Annotated in this window: 14 protein-coding genes; 13 read left to right on the plus strand and 1 reads right to left on the minus strand. The window is 70.3% G+C overall.

Going from position 1 to position 15,163, the window contains the following annotated elements:
- The first annotated feature begins 4 nt into the window (after nucleotides 1-4).
- The 10 genes from pdxT (at nucleotide 5) to CF8_RS08975 (ending at nucleotide 9,940) form a co-directional block, all read left to right on the plus strand.
- A complete protein-coding gene (gene pdxT / locus CF8_RS08930) occupies nucleotides 5-652 on the plus strand; it encodes a pyridoxal 5'-phosphate synthase glutaminase subunit PdxT (protein WP_010832796.1) in 648 nt (215 codons plus the stop codon).
- The gene (locus CF8_RS08935; RefSeq protein WP_010832797.1) at nucleotides 652-1,437 is read left to right on the plus strand and encodes a YebC/PmpR family DNA-binding transcriptional regulator; all 786 of its coding nucleotides are present in this window, start codon (nucleotides 652-654) and stop codon (nucleotides 1,435-1,437) included. Before pdxT ends, CF8_RS08935 begins: the two co-directional genes overlap by 1 nt.
- A 91-nt stretch (nucleotides 1,438-1,528) precedes the next feature.
- Nucleotides 1,529-2,059 (plus strand): crossover junction endodeoxyribonuclease RuvC, encoded by a 531-nt coding sequence (gene ruvC / locus CF8_RS08940; protein WP_010832798.1) that lies wholly within the window; start codon nucleotides 1,529-1,531, stop codon nucleotides 2,057-2,059.
- On the plus strand, nucleotides 2,056-2,655 hold the full coding sequence (gene ruvA, locus CF8_RS08945) for a Holliday junction branch migration protein RuvA (RefSeq protein ID WP_010832799.1): 600 nt from the start codon (nucleotides 2,056-2,058) through the stop codon (nucleotides 2,653-2,655). Before ruvC ends, ruvA begins: the two co-directional genes overlap by 4 nt.
- 4 nt (nucleotides 2,656-2,659) lie before the next feature.
- Nucleotides 2,660-3,748 carry a Holliday junction branch migration DNA helicase RuvB gene (gene ruvB, locus CF8_RS08950; protein ID WP_010832800.1) on the plus strand — a complete coding sequence of 363 codons (1,089 nt, stop codon included), beginning with the start codon at nucleotides 2,660-2,662 and terminating at the stop codon, nucleotides 3,746-3,748.
- A gap of 106 nt (nucleotides 3,749-3,854) precedes the next feature.
- Nucleotides 3,855-4,178 (plus strand): preprotein translocase subunit YajC, encoded by a 324-nt coding sequence (gene yajC / locus CF8_RS08955; protein ID WP_010832801.1) that lies wholly within the window; start codon nucleotides 3,855-3,857, stop codon nucleotides 4,176-4,178.
- Nucleotide 4,179: 1 nt separating this feature from the next.
- Nucleotides 4,180-5,814 (plus strand): protein translocase subunit SecD, encoded by a 1,635-nt coding sequence (gene secD, locus CF8_RS08960; protein ID WP_010832802.1) that lies wholly within the window; start codon nucleotides 4,180-4,182, stop codon nucleotides 5,812-5,814.
- The gene (gene secF / locus CF8_RS08965) at nucleotides 5,814-7,046 is read left to right on the plus strand and encodes a protein translocase subunit SecF (protein WP_010832803.1); all 1,233 of its coding nucleotides are present in this window, start codon (nucleotides 5,814-5,816) and stop codon (nucleotides 7,044-7,046) included. Before secD ends, secF begins: the two co-directional genes overlap by 1 nt.
- A gap of 32 nt (nucleotides 7,047-7,078) precedes the next feature.
- On the plus strand, nucleotides 7,079-7,597 hold the full coding sequence (locus CF8_RS08970; protein ID WP_036492705.1) for an adenine phosphoribosyltransferase: 519 nt from the start codon (nucleotides 7,079-7,081) through the stop codon (nucleotides 7,595-7,597).
- Between the two features lie 105 nt (nucleotides 7,598-7,702).
- Nucleotides 7,703-9,940 carry a RelA/SpoT family protein gene (locus CF8_RS08975; protein ID WP_010832805.1) on the plus strand — a complete coding sequence of 746 codons (2,238 nt, stop codon included), beginning with the start codon at nucleotides 7,703-7,705 and terminating at the stop codon, nucleotides 9,938-9,940.
- Here CF8_RS08975 and CF8_RS08980 read toward each other — a convergent pair.
- On the minus strand, nucleotides 9,937-11,172 hold the full coding sequence (locus CF8_RS08980) for a DUF349 domain-containing protein (protein ID WP_010832806.1): 1,236 nt from the start codon (nucleotides 11,170-11,172) through the stop codon (nucleotides 9,937-9,939). The two genes, CF8_RS08975 and CF8_RS08980, sit on opposite strands and share 4 nt — an antisense overlap.
- An 80-nt stretch (nucleotides 11,173-11,252) precedes the next feature.
- On the opposite strand from CF8_RS08980, the gene CF8_RS08985 reads away from it, so the two are divergent.
- Genes CF8_RS08985 through aspS form a run of 3 tightly spaced genes read left to right on the plus strand, consistent with a single transcriptional unit; the run spans nucleotide 11,253 to nucleotide 15,104 of the window.
- Nucleotides 11,253-11,963, plus strand: coding sequence for an MBL fold metallo-hydrolase (locus CF8_RS08985; protein ID WP_010832807.1), 711 nt, complete (start codon nucleotides 11,253-11,255; stop codon nucleotides 11,961-11,963).
- Nucleotide 11,964: 1 nt separating this feature from the next.
- The gene (gene hisS / locus CF8_RS08990) at nucleotides 11,965-13,320 is read left to right on the plus strand and encodes a histidine--tRNA ligase (RefSeq protein WP_010832808.1); all 1,356 of its coding nucleotides are present in this window, start codon (nucleotides 11,965-11,967) and stop codon (nucleotides 13,318-13,320) included.
- Nucleotides 13,317-15,104, plus strand: coding sequence for an aspartate--tRNA ligase (aspS, locus tag CF8_RS08995; RefSeq protein WP_010832809.1), 1,788 nt, complete (start codon nucleotides 13,317-13,319; stop codon nucleotides 15,102-15,104). Before hisS ends, aspS begins: the two co-directional genes overlap by 4 nt.
- Nucleotides 15,105-15,163 lie beyond the last annotated feature (59 nt).

The following is a 15,163-nucleotide window of genomic DNA, read 5'->3' on the forward strand; positions in this document are numbered from 1 at the left end:
CGACGTGGACCACACCATCGGCGTGCTCGCCCTCCAGGGCGACGTGCGCGAACACCTCGCCGTGCTCACCCGACTCGGCGAGCGGGCCGTCGCCGTACGCCGCCCGGCGGAGCTGGCCTCGGTGGACGGGCTCATCATCCCCGGCGGGGAGTCGACCACGATGATCAAGCTGGCGAAGATCTTCGAGCTCTACGAGCCGCTGCGGGCGCGCATCCGCGACGGGCTGCCGACGTTCGGCACGTGCGCCGGCATGATCCTGCTCGCCGACCGGATCGAGGGCGGTGCGGTCGGTCAGGAGACCCTCGGCGGGCTCGACATCACCGTGCGCCGCAACGCGTTCGGCCGCCAGGTCGACAGCTTCGAGGGCGACCTCCCGTTGACCGGTCTCGACGAGCCGGTGCACGCGGTCTTCATCCGTGCGCCGTGGGTCGAGGCGGTCGGTGACGGCGTGGAGGTGCTGGCCCGCGTGCCGGCCGATCCCGCGCGGGGGGCGGCCGCCGGTAGGATCGTGGCCGTTCGCCAGGGTTCGCTGATGGCGACCTCCTTCCATCCGGAGGTCGGCGGTGACGCCCGGGTCCACGAGCTGTTCGTCGACCTGGTGCGCCGAGCCCGCGCCGAACGCCCCACCGATCACGAGACGAAGAGGGACTGATGTCTGGCCACTCCAAGTGGGCGACCACGAAGCACAAGAAGGCCGCGATCGACGCCAAGCGCGGCAAGCTGTTCGCCAAGCTGATCAAGAACATCGAGATCGCGGCGAAGATGGGCGGCCCCGACCTCACCGGCAACCCGACGCTCTTCGACGCGGTGCAGAAGGCCAAGAAGCAGTCGGTCCCCAACAAGAACATCGACTCCGCGGTCAAGCGTGGCGGCGGTCTCGAAGGCACCGGCGTCAACTACGAGACGATCATGTACGAGGTCTACGGCCCCGCCGGCGTGGCCTTCCTCGTCGAGTGCCTCACCGACAACAAGAACCGCGCGGCGATGGAGGTGCGCACCGCCGTGACCCGCAACGGCGGCACGCTCGCCGACCCCGGCTCGGTCTCGCGCCTGTTCACCCGCAAGGGCGTCATCGTGCTGCTGAAGTCGCAGGAGAAGGACGGAGCGACCACCGAGGTCACCGAGGACATGGTCCTCGAGGCGACCCTCGACGCCGGCGCCGAGGACGTCAACGACCAGGACGACTCGTTCCGGGTCATCTCCGAGGCCACCGACATGGTCGCCGTGCGCACCGCCCTGCAGACCGCGGCGATCGACTACGACTCCGCCGACGTCGAGTTCGTGCCGAGCATGGAGATCCCCGTCGACAAGGACGCCGCGGTCAAGGTGCTCAAGCTGGCCGACGCCCTCGAGGACCTCGACGACGTGCAGAACGTCTTCACCAACGTCGACATCCCCGACGAGGTGCTGGCCCAGCTCGACGAGGACGAGGACTGAGCTTCCCCGCTCCGCGCGTGTCGTACGCCGCCGCGTCGGCGCTGCAGGTTAGCGTTGGCCCGAACAGACGTTCGGACGAGAGGCTGACTTCATGCGGGTGCTCGGGATCGACCCCGGCCTGACGCGCTGCGGCGTCGGGGTGGTCGAGGGCTCCGTGGGTCGACCGCTCACGCTGGTCGACGTCAACGTGATCCGCACGAGCCACACCGAGCCGATCGCGCAGCGGCTGGTGACGATCGAGCGCGGGCTCGACGCCTGGCTCGACGAGTTCCAGCCCGACGCGGTGGCCGTCGAGCGGGTCTTCGCCCGCTCCGACTCCAGCACCATCATGGGCACCGCCCAGGCCAGCGGCATCGCCCTCGTGGTCGCCGCGCGCCGCGGCCTGCCGATCGCCCTGCACACGCCGAGCGAGGTCAAGGCCGCTGTCTCCGGGAGCGGGCGGGCCAACAAGGCCCAGGTCACCGCGATGGTGACCCGCATCCTGCGCCTGGACGCACCGCCCAAGCCCGCGGACGCGGCCGACGCCCTGGCGCTGGCCATCACCCACATCTGGCGCGGTGGCGCCCAGGCAAGAATCGACGCGGCGGTGCAGGCGCAGGCCGCCGCTAGGAGCAGATCGTGATCGCGTTCGTCCGCGGCGAAGTCGCCGCCCTCACCCTCACCAGCGCCGTCCTCGAGGTCGGCGGGATCGGCCTCGAGCTGATGTGCACGCCCGGCACCCTCGCCACGCTGCGCATCGGGTCGACCGCGACCCTGCCCACGAGCATGGTGGTGCGCGAGGACTCGCTGACCGTCTTCGGCTTCCTCGACGACGACGAGAAGCAGATCTTCGAGCTCGTCCAGACCGCCTCCGGGGTCGGGCCCAAGGTGGCCCAGGCGATGGTCGCGGTGCTCTCGCCCGACGACCTGCGCGCCGCGGTGGCGGGGGAGGACGTCAAGACCCTGACCCGCGTCCCCGGCATCGGCCAGAAGGGCGCGCAGCGGATCATCCTCGAGCTCAAGGACCGCATCGGCGCGCCGACGGGCGCCCGGCTCGCCGGCCAGGCGACCACGCCCGGTGCCCCCTGGCGCGACCAGGTGCACCAGGGGCTCGTCGGGCTCGGCTGGTCGAGCAAGGAGGCCGAGCAGGCCGTCGAGATCGTCGCGCCCGATGCGGGTGCCAGCCCTGACGTCCCCTCCCTCCTGCGCGCCGCCCTGCGCGCGCTGAGCAAGGTGTGACGACGTGAACTGGGAAGCCGACACCGAGGACGAGCTCACGCCCGCCGAGTCCGCGCACCTCCAGCGGCTCACGTCCGCGGACGCCGACGGCGACGACCGCGCGGTCGAGGCAGCGCTGCGACCGCGCAGCCTGGACGAGGTCGTCGGCCAGGTGCGGGTGCGCGACCAGCTCGGGCTGGTGCTGGAGGCTGCCCGACGCCGGGGGAGGGCGCCGGACCACGTGCTGCTCTCCGGACCGCCCGGGCTCGGCAAGACCACCCTCGCCATGATCATCGCCGGCGAGATGTCCGCGCCCCTGCGGCTCACCAGTGGCCCGGCGATCACCCACGCCGGCGACCTCGCCGCGATCCTGTCGGGCCTCAACGAGGGCGACGTCCTGTTCGTCGACGAGATCCACCGCATGTCGCGCCCGGCCGAGGAGCTCCTCTACATGGCGATGGAGGACTTCCGCGTCGACGTCGTCATCGGCAAGGGCCCGGGTGCGACCGCGATCCCGTTGGAGATCCCGCCCTTCACCCTCGTCGGAGCCACCACCCGCGCCGGCCTGCTGCCGGGGCCGCTGCGCGATCGCTTCGGCTTCACCGCACACCTGGAGTTCTACGAGCCCCACGAGCTCGACCTGATCGTGCACCGCTCCGCCGGGCTGCTCGGCGTCGAGCTGACCGACGAGGGCTCGGCCGAGATCGCGGGTCGCTCGCGGGGGACCCCGCGCATCGCCAACCGGCTGCTGCGCCGCGTGCGCGACTTCGCCCAGGTCCGCGCGGACGGCGTGGTGACCCTCGAGGTCGCGCGCGATGCCCTCGAGCTCTACGAGGTCGACGAGTCCGGCCTCGACCGGCTCGACCGCGGCGTCCTGGACGCGCTGTGCCGCCGCTTCGGCGGCGGCCCGGTCGGCATCTCGACGCTCGCCGTCGCGGTCGGTGAGGAGCGCGAGACGGTCGAGGAGGTCGCCGAGCCGTTCCTGGTCCGGCTCGGCCTGCTGGCGCGCACCCCGCGAGGACGGATCGCCACCGCCGCCGCGTGGCACCACCTCGGCCTGACACCGCCCGCGCAGCCGGCCGGTGTCGACTCGCCCCTGTTCGACGACGCGTGACGACCGGGCGTCGCAGCGCCCGCGTACACTCCAGCGTTGGTCGCTCGGGCGCATCCGCGCCTGCGCCGCACCACCCCCATCCCACCGAGACGCTTGAGGTAATTTCGTGGAGCAGTTCGCTTCCCTTCTTCCGCTGGTAGCCATCGCGCTGCTCTTCTGGGTCATGGTGGTGCGCCCCGCATCCCGTCGCCAGAAGGCCATCGCCAAGCTCCAGGCGGACCTCCAGCCCGGACAGCGGGTCATGCTGTCGGCGGGGATCTTCGGCACCGTCCGGTCCCTGGGCGACGACCGCGTCCGGATCGAGATCGCACCCGGCACCGAGATCGAGGTCGCGCGTGCCGCGATCAGCGTCGTCGACAACCAGGTCGCGCCCACCGACCCGACCGACCCGACCGACCCGAGCACTGGACCGGACGACCAGGCACGCTGACGTGGCCGCTCGGAAGCCCAACCCGGGTCGCACCCTCGTCGTCTTCTTCCTCGTCACCGCACTGACCTACGGGCTGGTCGCGCTCGCCGGGGTCTGGAAGCCCAAGCTGGGGCTCGACCTCCAGGGCGGCACCCGGATCACGCTGGTCGCCGAGGGTGACGTGTCCAGCGAGAGCCTGGCCGAGGCCCGCGGCATCATCGAGGACCGGGTCAACGGCTCGGGCGTCGCCGAGGCCGAGGTCTCCACGCAGGGCAACCAGTACATCGTCGTCGAGATCCCCGGCGAGAGCCGGCGCGACCTCGTCGAGACCGTCAAGCGCCAGGCCCAGCTCCGCTTCCGCGTCGTCGCTGCCGTCGCCAACGGCGTGGCCGGCGCCACCGGCTCCGGCCCCCTGCCCAGCTCCGTGCCCGGCACGGGCGTTCCGGGCAGCAAGCGGGCGCCGTACGCCTGGGCGGACGAGAAGGACAAGAAGAAGCCGACCAAGTCCCCGTCCCCGTCCCAGTCACCGTCGCCGGCCACCGAGCAGCCGGCCGCGGGGGACGACGACCCGTTGGTGTGGATGGACAACCCGGACGCCGAGTCCGTGGCGGCGTTCAACAAGTTCAGCTGCCCGGCCGACGGTGCGGTCGCGGACATCGACGACGACCCGGACAAGCCGCTGATCACCTGCGACCAGTTCGGCTCGAAGATGCTGTTGTCGAAGACCCTGATCGAGGGCACCGACCTCAGCTCGGCCTCCACCTTGCCGCCCAGCCAGCAGAGCGTGGAGTGGGGAGTCGACCTCAACTTCAACCGCGCCGGCACCCTCGAGTTCGCCCGCATCTCGCAGGCCCTGGTCAACACCGACAAGCAGTTCGCCATCGTGCTCGACGGCCGAGTCATCTCGGCGCCGACGATGGAGGGGCTGATCACCGACGGCAACGCCCAGATCACCGGGCAGTTCACCGAGGCCGAGGCCAAGAGCCTCGCGACCAGCCTCAAGTACGGCGCCTTGCCGATCTCCTTCGAGAAGGACCCGCCGGTCGAGCTGGTCGGCCCGTCGCTGGCCGGCAACCAGCTCTCGGCCGGCATCACCGCCGGTCTCGTCGGGCTGGTCCTGGTGATGCTCTACTGCCTGCTCTACTACCGCGGCCTCGGCCTGGTCGTGATCGCATCGCTGCTCATGGCGGCGGCCCTGATCTACTCGTTCGTGGTGCTGCTCAGTGAGGGCGTCGGCTTCACGCTGTCCCTGCCCGGGATCGCCGGGCTGATCGTCGCGGTCGGCATCACCGCCGACTCCTTCATCGTCTACTTCGAACGCATCCGCGACGAGATGCGCGACGGCAAGTCGATGCGCGTCGCCGTCGAGGCGGGCTGGGCGCGGGCCCGCAACACCTGCCTGGCGGCCGACACCGTCTCGCTGCTGGCCGCGGTGGTCCTCTACATCTTCGCCGCCGGTGTGGTGAAGGGCTTCGCGTTCGCGCTCGGCCTGTCCACGCTCATCGACCTGGTGGTCTTCTTCTGGTTCACCCACCCGCTCGTGTCGTGGCTGGCGCGCTTCTCGTTCTTCAACCGTGGCCACGCCCTGTCGGGGCTCAGTGCCGACACCCTCGGCATGGACGCCATCGCGACCTCGACCGCTGGAGGCAAGGCCTGATGGGCGCGTTCTCACGACTCGGCAACGACCTCTACTCCGGGCGCCGCTCGATCGACTTCGTCGGTCGCACGTGGGTCTGGTACGCCCTCTCGGCGGTGCTCATCGCGGTGGCGGCCTTCGGGCTGGTGTCCAAGGGCCTCAACATGGGCATCGAGTTCACCGGCGGCGCCGAGTACCGCGTCACGGTCTCGGCCGACAAGGCCACCCAGGACACGGCCGACGACCTGCGGACGGCGGTCGCCGGCACCGGCATCGAGAGCGCGTCGGCCCCCGTCGTCACGACCTCGGGCAGCGAGGCGATCATCGTCCAGACCGAGCCGGTCGACGACGAGGAGAGCGCCGATCTGGTCGCCACGATCCTGGAGGTGACCGGTGCGACCCAGGCGGACATCTCCCAGACGGAGATCGGCCCCAGCTGGGGCAAGGAGGTCGCCGAGCGGTCCCTGATCGGGCTCGTGGTCTTCCTGGTCCTGGTCGTGCTCTTCATCTGGGCCTACTTCCGCGAGTGGAAGATGTCGGTCGCAGCGATCGTCGCGCTGGCCCACGACATCCTCATCACCATCGGGATCTATGCGCTGTCGGGCTTCGAGGTGTCCCCGGCCACGGTGACCGGTGTGCTGACGATCCTAGGTTTCTCGCTCTACGACACCGTCGTCGTCTTCGACAAGGTCCGCGAGAACACCCACCAGCTGAAGCGCTCGCGCCTGACCTACGCCGAGGCGGCCAACCTCGCCGTCAACCAGACCCTGGTCCGCTCGATCAACACCTCGCTCGTCGCGCTCATCCCGGTCGCCGCGATCTTGTACGTCGGCGTCGTGCAGCTGGGATCGGGCTCGCTCAAGGACCTCGCCCTCGCCCTGTTCGTCGGCATGGCGGTCGGTGTCTACTCCTCGATCTTCATCGCCACGCCCCTGCTCGTGCAGCTCAAGGCGCGCGAGAAGGACGTCGACCACGACGAGCGTCGGGCCGCTGCCCGACGCCGCGAGGCCTCGGCCGACGTCTACGCGCGGGTGTCCGCGGCCGACCGCAACGCTGCTCCGCCGCCGGACCCCCGGCGGGTGCGCGCGGACGGGACGGTGGCCACGCGCCCCGCGAAGGCACCGCCGCGACAGACCGAGGCGATCAACAAGGGCCGCGTCGCCCCCAAGCCACACGGTCCGGTCAAGCCGAGCCCGTCGGCCGGCCGTGTCCAGCCCACCCGCCAGCCGCGCTCGAAGCGGGGCAAGAAGTGAGCCGGCAGGCGCTCGAGGCGGCCCGCGACGCGATGTCGCGCCTCGTCCTCGACGTCCCCGACCATCCGCTGCCCGGCGTGATGTTCAAGGACATCACCCCGCTGCTCGCCGACCACGCGGGATTCACCGCCGTCGTCGAGGCCCTGGCGGCGACGGCTCGCGACGCGGCCGGCAACGTCGTGGTGGACAAGGTCGTCGGCATGGAGGCCCGCGGCTTCATCCTGGCCGCGCCGGTCGCGCTCGCGCTCGGGGTCGGCTTCGTGCCCGTCCGCAAGGCCGGCAAGCTGCCGCGCGCCACCCACGCCGTCTCCTACTCCCTGGAGTACGGCGAGGCCACGCTCGAGCTGCACCAGGACGCGATAGCGCCGGGGGAGCGAGTGTTGCTGATCGACGACGTGCTGGCCACCGGCGGCACCGTCGCGGCCACCCGCCAGCTCGTCGAGGCGTGCGGCGGCACCTGCGTCGGAGTCTCGGTGCTCATGGAGCTGACGTTCCTGCCGGGGCGCGCCGCAGCCGGCGACCTGCCGATCAGCGCCATCACGTCCGTCTGACTCCACCCGTCGGTGACCGGTCACTAGACTGGCGCGATGAGCGAAGAGACCAGCACCCCCGTGGCGCAGGAGCGCGCCTCCGAGGTGCCTGTCTCGGCCCGGAGCATGCGCGCACGGCTGGCTCGCATCGGCGCCAAGGCGCCGACCGGCAACCCGGTCCTGGAGCCGCTGTTCCGCTCCGTGCGGGCCAACCACCCCAAGGCCGACCTGGCGCTGCTGGAGCGTGCCTATCTCGTCGCCGAGAAGATGCACGGCTCGCAGATGCGCAAGAGCGGGGACCGCTACATCACCCACCCGCTGGCCGTGACCACGATCCTGGCCGACATCGGCATGACCGAGCCGACCCTGGTGGCGGCGCTGCTCCACGACACGGTCGAGGACACGCCGTACACCCTCGAGGAGCTCCGCAAGGACTTCGGTGACGAGGTCGCCATCCTCGTCGACGGCGTGACCAAGCTCGACAAGGTGCAGTACGGCGATTCCGCGCAGGCCGAGACGATCCGCAAGATGATCGTGGCGATGTCGCGCGACATCCGCGTGCTGGTCATCAAGCTCGCCGACCGGCTCCACAACATGCGCACGCTGCGCTACCTCAAGGCCGAGACGCAGGAGCGCAAAGCCCGCGAGACCCTCGACATCTACGCCCCGCTCGCGCACAGGCTCGGCATGAACACCCTCAAGTGGGAGCTCGAGGACCTCGCCTTCGCGACGCTGCACCCGAAGATGTACGACGAGATCGTGCGCCTGGTCGCCGACCGTGCGCCGTCGCGCGACCAGTTCCTGGCCGAGGTCATCGCCCGCGTCGACGGCGACCTGCGCGAGGCGAAGATCAAGGGCAAGGTCACCGGACGACCCAAGCACTACTACTCGATCTACCAGAAGATGATCGTCGGTGGTCGCGAGTTCTCCGACATCTACGACCTGGTCGGCATCCGCATCCTCGTCGACGACGTCCGCGACTGCTACTCCGTCCTCGGGGTGCTGCACTCGCGCTGGAACCCGGTGCTGGGGCGGTTCAAGGACTACGTCGCGATGCCGAAGTTCAACATGTACCAGTCGCTGCACACCACGGTCATCGGACCGCAGGGCAAGCCCGTCGAGCTGCAGATCCGCACCTTCGCGATGCACCGTCGTGCGGAGTACGGCGTGGCGGCGCACTGGAAGTACAAGGAGGACACCAAGGCCGGGCTCGACACCGACGCCCGCGCCGGCTCCTCCCAGATCGGCGACGACATGTCGTGGCTGCAGCAGCTCCTCGACTGGCAGCAGGAGGTCGAGGACCCGGGCGAGTTCCTGGAGTCGCTGCGCTTCGAGATGAACCAGGCGCAGGTCTACGTCTTCACGCCGCGCGGTGACGTCATCCCGCTGCCGGTCGCAGCCACCCCGGTCGACTTCGCCTACGCCGTGCACACCGAGGTCGGGCACCACACGATCGGTGCTCGGGTGAACGGTCGCCTCGTGCCGCTGGAGTCGTCGCTCGACAACGGCGACGTCGTGGAGGTCTTCACCTCCAAGTCGGCCAACGCCGGCCCCTCGCGCGACTGGCTGAACTTCGTCAAGTCGCCCCGCGCCCGGTCGAAGATCCGCCAGTGGTTCACCAAGGAGCGCCGCGAGGAGGCGATCGAGCGCGGCAAGGAGCAGATCGCCAAGCTGATGCGCAAGGAGGGCCTGCCCCTCAAGCGGTTGATGACCCACGAGTCGCTCATGCAGGCGGCCGAGCACTTCAACCACGCCGACGTCTCGGCGCTCTACGCCGCCGTCGGTGAGAACAACCTGAGCGCACAGGCCGTCGTTCGCCGCGTGATCGACCTGCACGGCGGAGACGACGGTGCTGCCGAGGACCTGTCCGAGGGCGTGACCATCACCCGCCGCTCGCGGGCCACGACCGGAAGCACCGACTCGGGCGTCGTCGTCAAGGGCGTCGACGACGTGTGGGTCAAGCTCGCCAAGTGCTGCACGCCCGTGCCGCCCGACCCGATCCTGGGCTTCGTCACCAAGGGCGGCGGAGTCTCCGTGCACCGGCGCAACTGCACCAACGCCGCCGAGCTCGAGACCCAGCCGGAGCGGCTGATCGAGGTCGACTGGGCGCCGAGCTCACAGTCCACGTTCCTGGTGAACATCCAGGTCGAGGCGCTCGACCGCGCGCGCCTGCTCTCCGACATCACGATCACGCTCTCGGACGCCCACGTGAACATCCTCAGCGCGACGCTCTCGACCAGCCGCGACCGGGTCGCCAAGAGTCGCTTCACCTTCGAGATGGCAGACGCCTCCCACCTCGACAACGTGCTCCGCGCCGTGCGCAGCGTGCCCGGCGTCTTCGACGCCTACCGGGTCACGAACTAGCTGAAGTCCTCGGCGGCCTTGCGCGCCATGTCGAGGAACGCCTGCTTGTTGGCGAGCGAGTCCTCGAGCTGCTTGACCCGCTTGTCGTCACCGGCGGCCTTCGCCTTGTCGAGCTTGCCCTGCTCCTCGGCGATGCCAGCCTCGAGCTTGGAGACGATGTCGTCGGCGCGGGCGGACTTCTCCGGGTCGCTGCGCTTCCACTGGTCGTCCTCGACCGAGCGGATGGTCTGCTCGACCTTGCGCATCCGGCCCTCGAGGTCCTTCATCCGGTCGCGCGGCACCTTGCCGGCGGCGTCCCAGCGGTCGGCGAGGTCGCGGAAGGCGCGCTTCGCGGCGTCGAGATCGGTCACGGGGACGAGCTTCTCGGCCTCGAGGAGGATCTCCTCCTTGACCTCGGCGTTGGCGGCGAACTCCTTGTCGAGCTCGGCGTTGGCGGCGTCGCGGGCGCCGAAGAAGGCGTCCTGCGCACCGCGGAAGCGCTTCCACAGCTCGTCGTCGATGTCGCGCGGCGCCGGGCCGGCGGCCTTCCAGTCGCGCATCAGGTCGCGGTAGCGGCCGGCGGTCGGGCCCCACTCGGTGGACGTCGACAGCGCCTCGGCCTCGGTGGCGAGCCGTTCCTTGATCACGCGTGCGCCGTCGCGGCGCTCGTGCTCCTCGGCGAAGTGCGCCTTGCGGCGCCGGGTGTACGTCGTGCGCGCGCTGCTGAAGCGCTTCCACAGGACGTCGTCGGTGGTCTTGTCGAGGCGGGGGAGGACCTTCCACTGGTCGAGGAGGTCGCGCAGCCGGTTGGCGCCGTTGCGCCAGTCGTTGCCCTGGGCGAGCTTCTCCGCCTCGGCGACGATCTTGTCCTTCTCGACCTTCGACTCAGCGGTCCGCTGGGCCTTCTCGACCCGCTTGGCCTCACGCTGGCTGGCGATGACCGGGGCCGTCGCGTCGAGGCGGGCGGCCAGGCCGGTGAGGTCGCCGACGGCGTTGGCCTCGACGACCTGCTCACGCAGCATCTTGACCGTCGAGGTGGCTTCCTCGGGGCTGAGCTTGCCGGCCGCGATCCGCTGCTCGAGCAGGTGCACCTCGAAGGAGAGCGCATCGAAGCGGTCGGTGTAGAACTTCAGCGCCTCCTCGGGGGTCCCCACGGGGTACTGCCCCACGGTGCGTTCCCCGTCGGGGGTCTTGACATAGACGGTGCCGTCCTCGGCCACTCGGCCCCAGTCGGACTGCTTGTCGGCGCTCATGGTCGCCCATCGTAGTCACGAGCCACCTCGGTAGGCTGACGCCCGTCCCGACCCTGCCACCCGACTAGGACTTCACACACGTGTTCATTGCCGGCTTCCCCGCTGGACCCTGGGGCACCAACTGCTACGTCATCGCCACCGGACCCGGCAGCGAGTGCGTCGTCGTCGACCCCGGCAAGGACGCCGCCGCCGGTGTCGCCGACGTCGTGCGCGAGCACAAGCTCAAGCCCGTGTCGGTGCTGGTGACGCACGGGCACGTCGACCACATGTGGTGCGTGGCGCCCGTGGCAGGCACCTACGACGCCACCGCGTGGATCCACCCGAGCGACCGGCACCTGCTGACCGACCCGATGGCGGGGATGAGTCGCGAGACCACGCAGATGCTGCTCGGCGGCAGCTACGAGTGGGCCGAGCCCGACGACGTGCGAGAGCTCACCGACCTGCAGGAGCTCGAGCTGGCCGGCCTGCGGTTCGTCGTCGACCACACGCCCGGACACACCGAGGGATCGGTCACCTTCCGCACGCCGTACGCCGACGCGGACATCTCCGAGGTGATGTTCTCCGGCGACCTGCTGTTCGCGGGCTCGATCGGTCGCACCGACCTGCCCGGCGGGGACCACGCGACGATGCTGACGAGCCTCGCCTCCAAGGTGCTGCCGCTCGCCGACGACATCGTCGTCCTGCCCGGACACGGCGAGCAGACCTCGATCGGCCGCGAGCGCGCGACCAACCCCTATCTGCTCGACCTGATCGACCGCGGCGACGCGGGCCGCGTGACGCGAGGACTCTGACATGGCCAAGATCGCCCCGCTCAGCGGATTCCCCGAGCTCCTGCCTGAGCAGCGCGTCGTCGAGCGCGAGATCATCGCCTCGCTCGCGCGCACCTTCGAGCTGCACGGCTTCGCCAACATCGAGACCCGCGTCGTCGAGCCGATCGACCGCTTGGCCAAGGGTGGCGAGATCGACAAGGAGATCTACGTCCTCCAGCGCCTGGCCGCGGAGCCGGACGCGAAGGCCGAGCTCGGCATGCACTTCGACCTCACCGTGCCCTTCGCGCGCTACGTGCTGGAGAACGCCGGCAAGCTCGAGTTCCCGTTCCGTCGCTTCCAGATCCAGCCCGCGTGGCGTGGCGAGCGTCCCCAGGAGGGTCGCTACCGCCAGTTCACCCAGGCCGACATCGACATCGTCGGGCGCGACACCCTCGGCTTCCACCACGACGTCGAGGTCGTGCGAGTCATGGTCGAGGCGCTGGGCGCGCTGCCGTTGCCGCCGCTGTCGTTCCAGGTCAACAACCGCAAGCTGATCCAGGGCTTCTACCGCGGCCTCGGCATCAGTGACGTCACCACCGCGATCAAGGTCATCGACAAGCTCGACAAGCTCCCCGCGGAGACCGTCGCCGAGCAGCTCGTCGAGCAGGCCGGCGCCACGCCCGAACAGGCCGAGCTGTGCCTGCGGCTGGCGACGATCCGCGTCCCCGACACCTCGTTCGTCGAGCAGGTCCGCGCCCTCGGGGTCGAGGACGAGCTGCTGGAGACGGGTCTGGTCGAGCTCGCCGCGGTCATCGACGGGTGCGCGAGCGCCACCTCCGAGCGTGTCTCGGTCGAGGCCAACCTGCGCATCGCCCGCGGCCTCGACTACTACACCGGCACTGTCCTCGAGGTCTTCATGGCCGGCTACGAGCGGCTCAAGTCCGTCGGCGGCGGCGGTCGCTACGACGCGCTCGCCAGTGACGGGAAGACGACCTACCCCGGCGTCGGCGTCTCGTTCGGTGTCTCCCGCACCCTCATCCCGCTCATCTCCGACGGCGTGCTCGCGGGCAGCCGCAAGGTGCCGAGTGCGGTCCTGGTGGCCGTCACCGACGAGGAGGCACGCGAGGCGAGTACGGCGATCGCGACCGCCCTCCGCACCCGCGGTGTGGCCTGCGAGGTCTCCGCCGACGCAGCCAAGTTCGGCAAGCAGATCCGCGCGGCCGAGCGCCGCGGCATCCCGTTCGTCTGGTTCAGCCAGGCCGACGGCACCCACCAGGTCAAGGACATCCGTTCCGGTGACCAGGTCGAGGCTGATCCCTCGACGTGGAGCCCACCCGAAGAAGACCTGCGACCGCAGGTCGTCACGACTCGCACCACCACCCTCGAGGAGAACCAGTGATTCGCACTCATGACGCCGGCGCCCTGCGCGCCGAGCACGTCGGACAGACCGTCGTCCTCGCGGGATGGGTCGCGCGCCGCCGTGACCACGGCGGGGTGGCGTTCCTCGACCTGCGCGAGGCGAGCGGTGTGGTCCAGGTCGTCGTGCGCGACGAGGAGGTGGCGCACAGCCTCCGCAGCGAGTTCTGCCTGAAGGTCACCGGTGAGGTCGTCGCGCGCAAGCCCGGCAACGAGAACCCCAACCTGCCGACGGGCGACATCGAGGTCGTCGCGACCGAGGTCGAGGTCCTCGCGGCGAGCGCTCCGCTGCCGTTCCCGATCGACGAGGCCGGCACCGCCAAGGGCGGCGACGTGGGGGAGGAGGCCCGCCTCAAGCACCGCTACCTCGACCTGCGCCGCAGCGGTCCCAACAACGCCCTGCGCCTGCGCAGCAAGGTCAACAAGGCGGCGCGCGACGTCCTCGACCGCCACGACTTCGTCGAGATTGAGACCCCGACCCTGACCCGCAGCACGCCTGAGGGCGCACGCGACTTCCTCGTGCCGGCCCGCCTGCAGCCCGGCAGCTGGTATGCCCTGCCGCAGAGCCCCCAGCTGTTCAAGCAGCTGCTGATGGTCGCGGGCATGGAGCGCTACTTCCAGATCGCGCGCTGCTACCGCGACGAGGACTTCCGCGCCGACCGCCAGCCCGAGTTCACCCAGCTCGACATCGAGATGAGCTTCGTCGAGCAGGACGACGTCCTGGCCGTCGCCGAGGAGATCCTGGTCGCGCTGTGGAAGCTGATCGGCTACGAGATCCCCACCCCGCTGCCGCGGATGACGTACGCCGAGGCGATGGCGCGCTTCGGCAGCGACAAGCCCGACCTGCGGATGGGCCAGGAGCTCGTCGAGTGCACCGACTACTTCAAGGACACCACGTTCAGGGTCTTCCTGGCCGACTACGTCGGTGCCGTGGTGATGCCCGGTGGCGCGAGCCAGCCGCGCAAGAAGCTCGACGCCTGGCAGGAGTGGGCCAAGCAGCGCGGCGCCAAGGGGCTGGCCTACGTCCTGGTCGGCGAGGACGGTGAGCTCGGGGGACCGGTCGCCAAGAACCTCAGCGACTCGGAGAAGGCCGGTCTCGCCGCCCATGTGGGCGCTGAGCCGGGCGACTGCATCTTCTTCGCCGCCGGCCCCGCCAAGAGCAGCCGCGCGCTGCTGGGCGCGGCCCGTCTCGAGATCGGCCGCCGCGGTGGCCTGATCGACGAGAGCGCCTGGAACTTCCTGTGGGTCGTCGACGCACCCCTGTTCGAGCCGGCCGGCGACGCGACCGCGGCCGGTGACGTCGCCGTCGGGAGCGGCGCCTGGACGGCCGTGCACCACGCGTTCACCTCGCCCAAGGACCTCGACGTGTTCGACGCCGACCCGGGCAACGCCCTGGCATGGGCCTACGACATCGTCTGCAACGGCAACGAGATCGGTGGGGGATCGATCCGTATCCACCGCGAGGACATCCAGAAGCGCGTCTTCGCGATCATGGGCCTCGACGAGGCCGAGGCGCAGGAGAAGTTCGGCTTCCTGCTCGAGGCGTTCAAGTACGGCGCCCCGCCGCACGGCGGCATCGCCTTCGGCTGGGACCGGATCGTCGCCCTGCTCGCGGGCACCGAGTCCATCCGCGACGTCATCGCCTTCCCCAAGTCCGGTGGCGGCTTCGACCCCTTGACAGCGGCGCCCGCACCCATCTCCGCCGAGCAGCGGAAGGAAGCCGGTGTGGACGCCAAGGCGACGAAGGATGTCCCGCCCGAGGGGTGAGCTCTCCCCAAGATCTGCGGCCGTTAGGCGGACGGTCGTGTCCGGATCGTTACGCGTCA

Origin of the sequence: Nocardioides sp. CF8 (genome assembly GCF_000389985.1) — a bacterium.
Lineage (GTDB): Bacteria > Actinomycetota > Actinomycetes > Propionibacteriales > Nocardioidaceae > Nocardioides > Nocardioides allogilvus.

What these genes read in the sequence shown, in the direction of transcription:
- CF8_RS08935 (WP_010832797.1), top strand. Translation starts at nt 652, where the DNA reads ATGTCTGGCCACTCCAAGTGGGCGACCACGAAGCACAAGAAGGCCGCG.
- ruvC (WP_010832798.1), top strand. Translation starts at nt 1,529, where the DNA reads ATGCGGGTGCTCGGGATCGACCCCGGCCTGACGCGCTGCGGCGTCGGG.
- secF (WP_010832803.1), top strand. Translation starts at nt 5,814, where the DNA reads ATGGGCGCGTTCTCACGACTCGGCAACGACCTCTACTCCGGGCGCCGC.
- CF8_RS08970 (WP_036492705.1), top strand. Translation starts at nt 7,079, where the DNA reads ATGTCGCGCCTCGTCCTCGACGTCCCCGACCATCCGCTGCCCGGCGTG.
- CF8_RS08975 (WP_010832805.1), top strand. Translation starts at nt 7,703, where the DNA reads ATGCGCGCACGGCTGGCTCGCATCGGCGCCAAGGCGCCGACCGGCAAC.
- CF8_RS08980 (WP_010832806.1), bottom strand. Translation starts at nt 11,172, where the DNA reads ATGAGCGCCGACAAGCAGTCCGACTGGGGCCGAGTGGCCGAGGACGGC.
- hisS (WP_010832808.1), top strand. Translation starts at nt 11,965, where the DNA reads ATGGCCAAGATCGCCCCGCTCAGCGGATTCCCCGAGCTCCTGCCTGAG.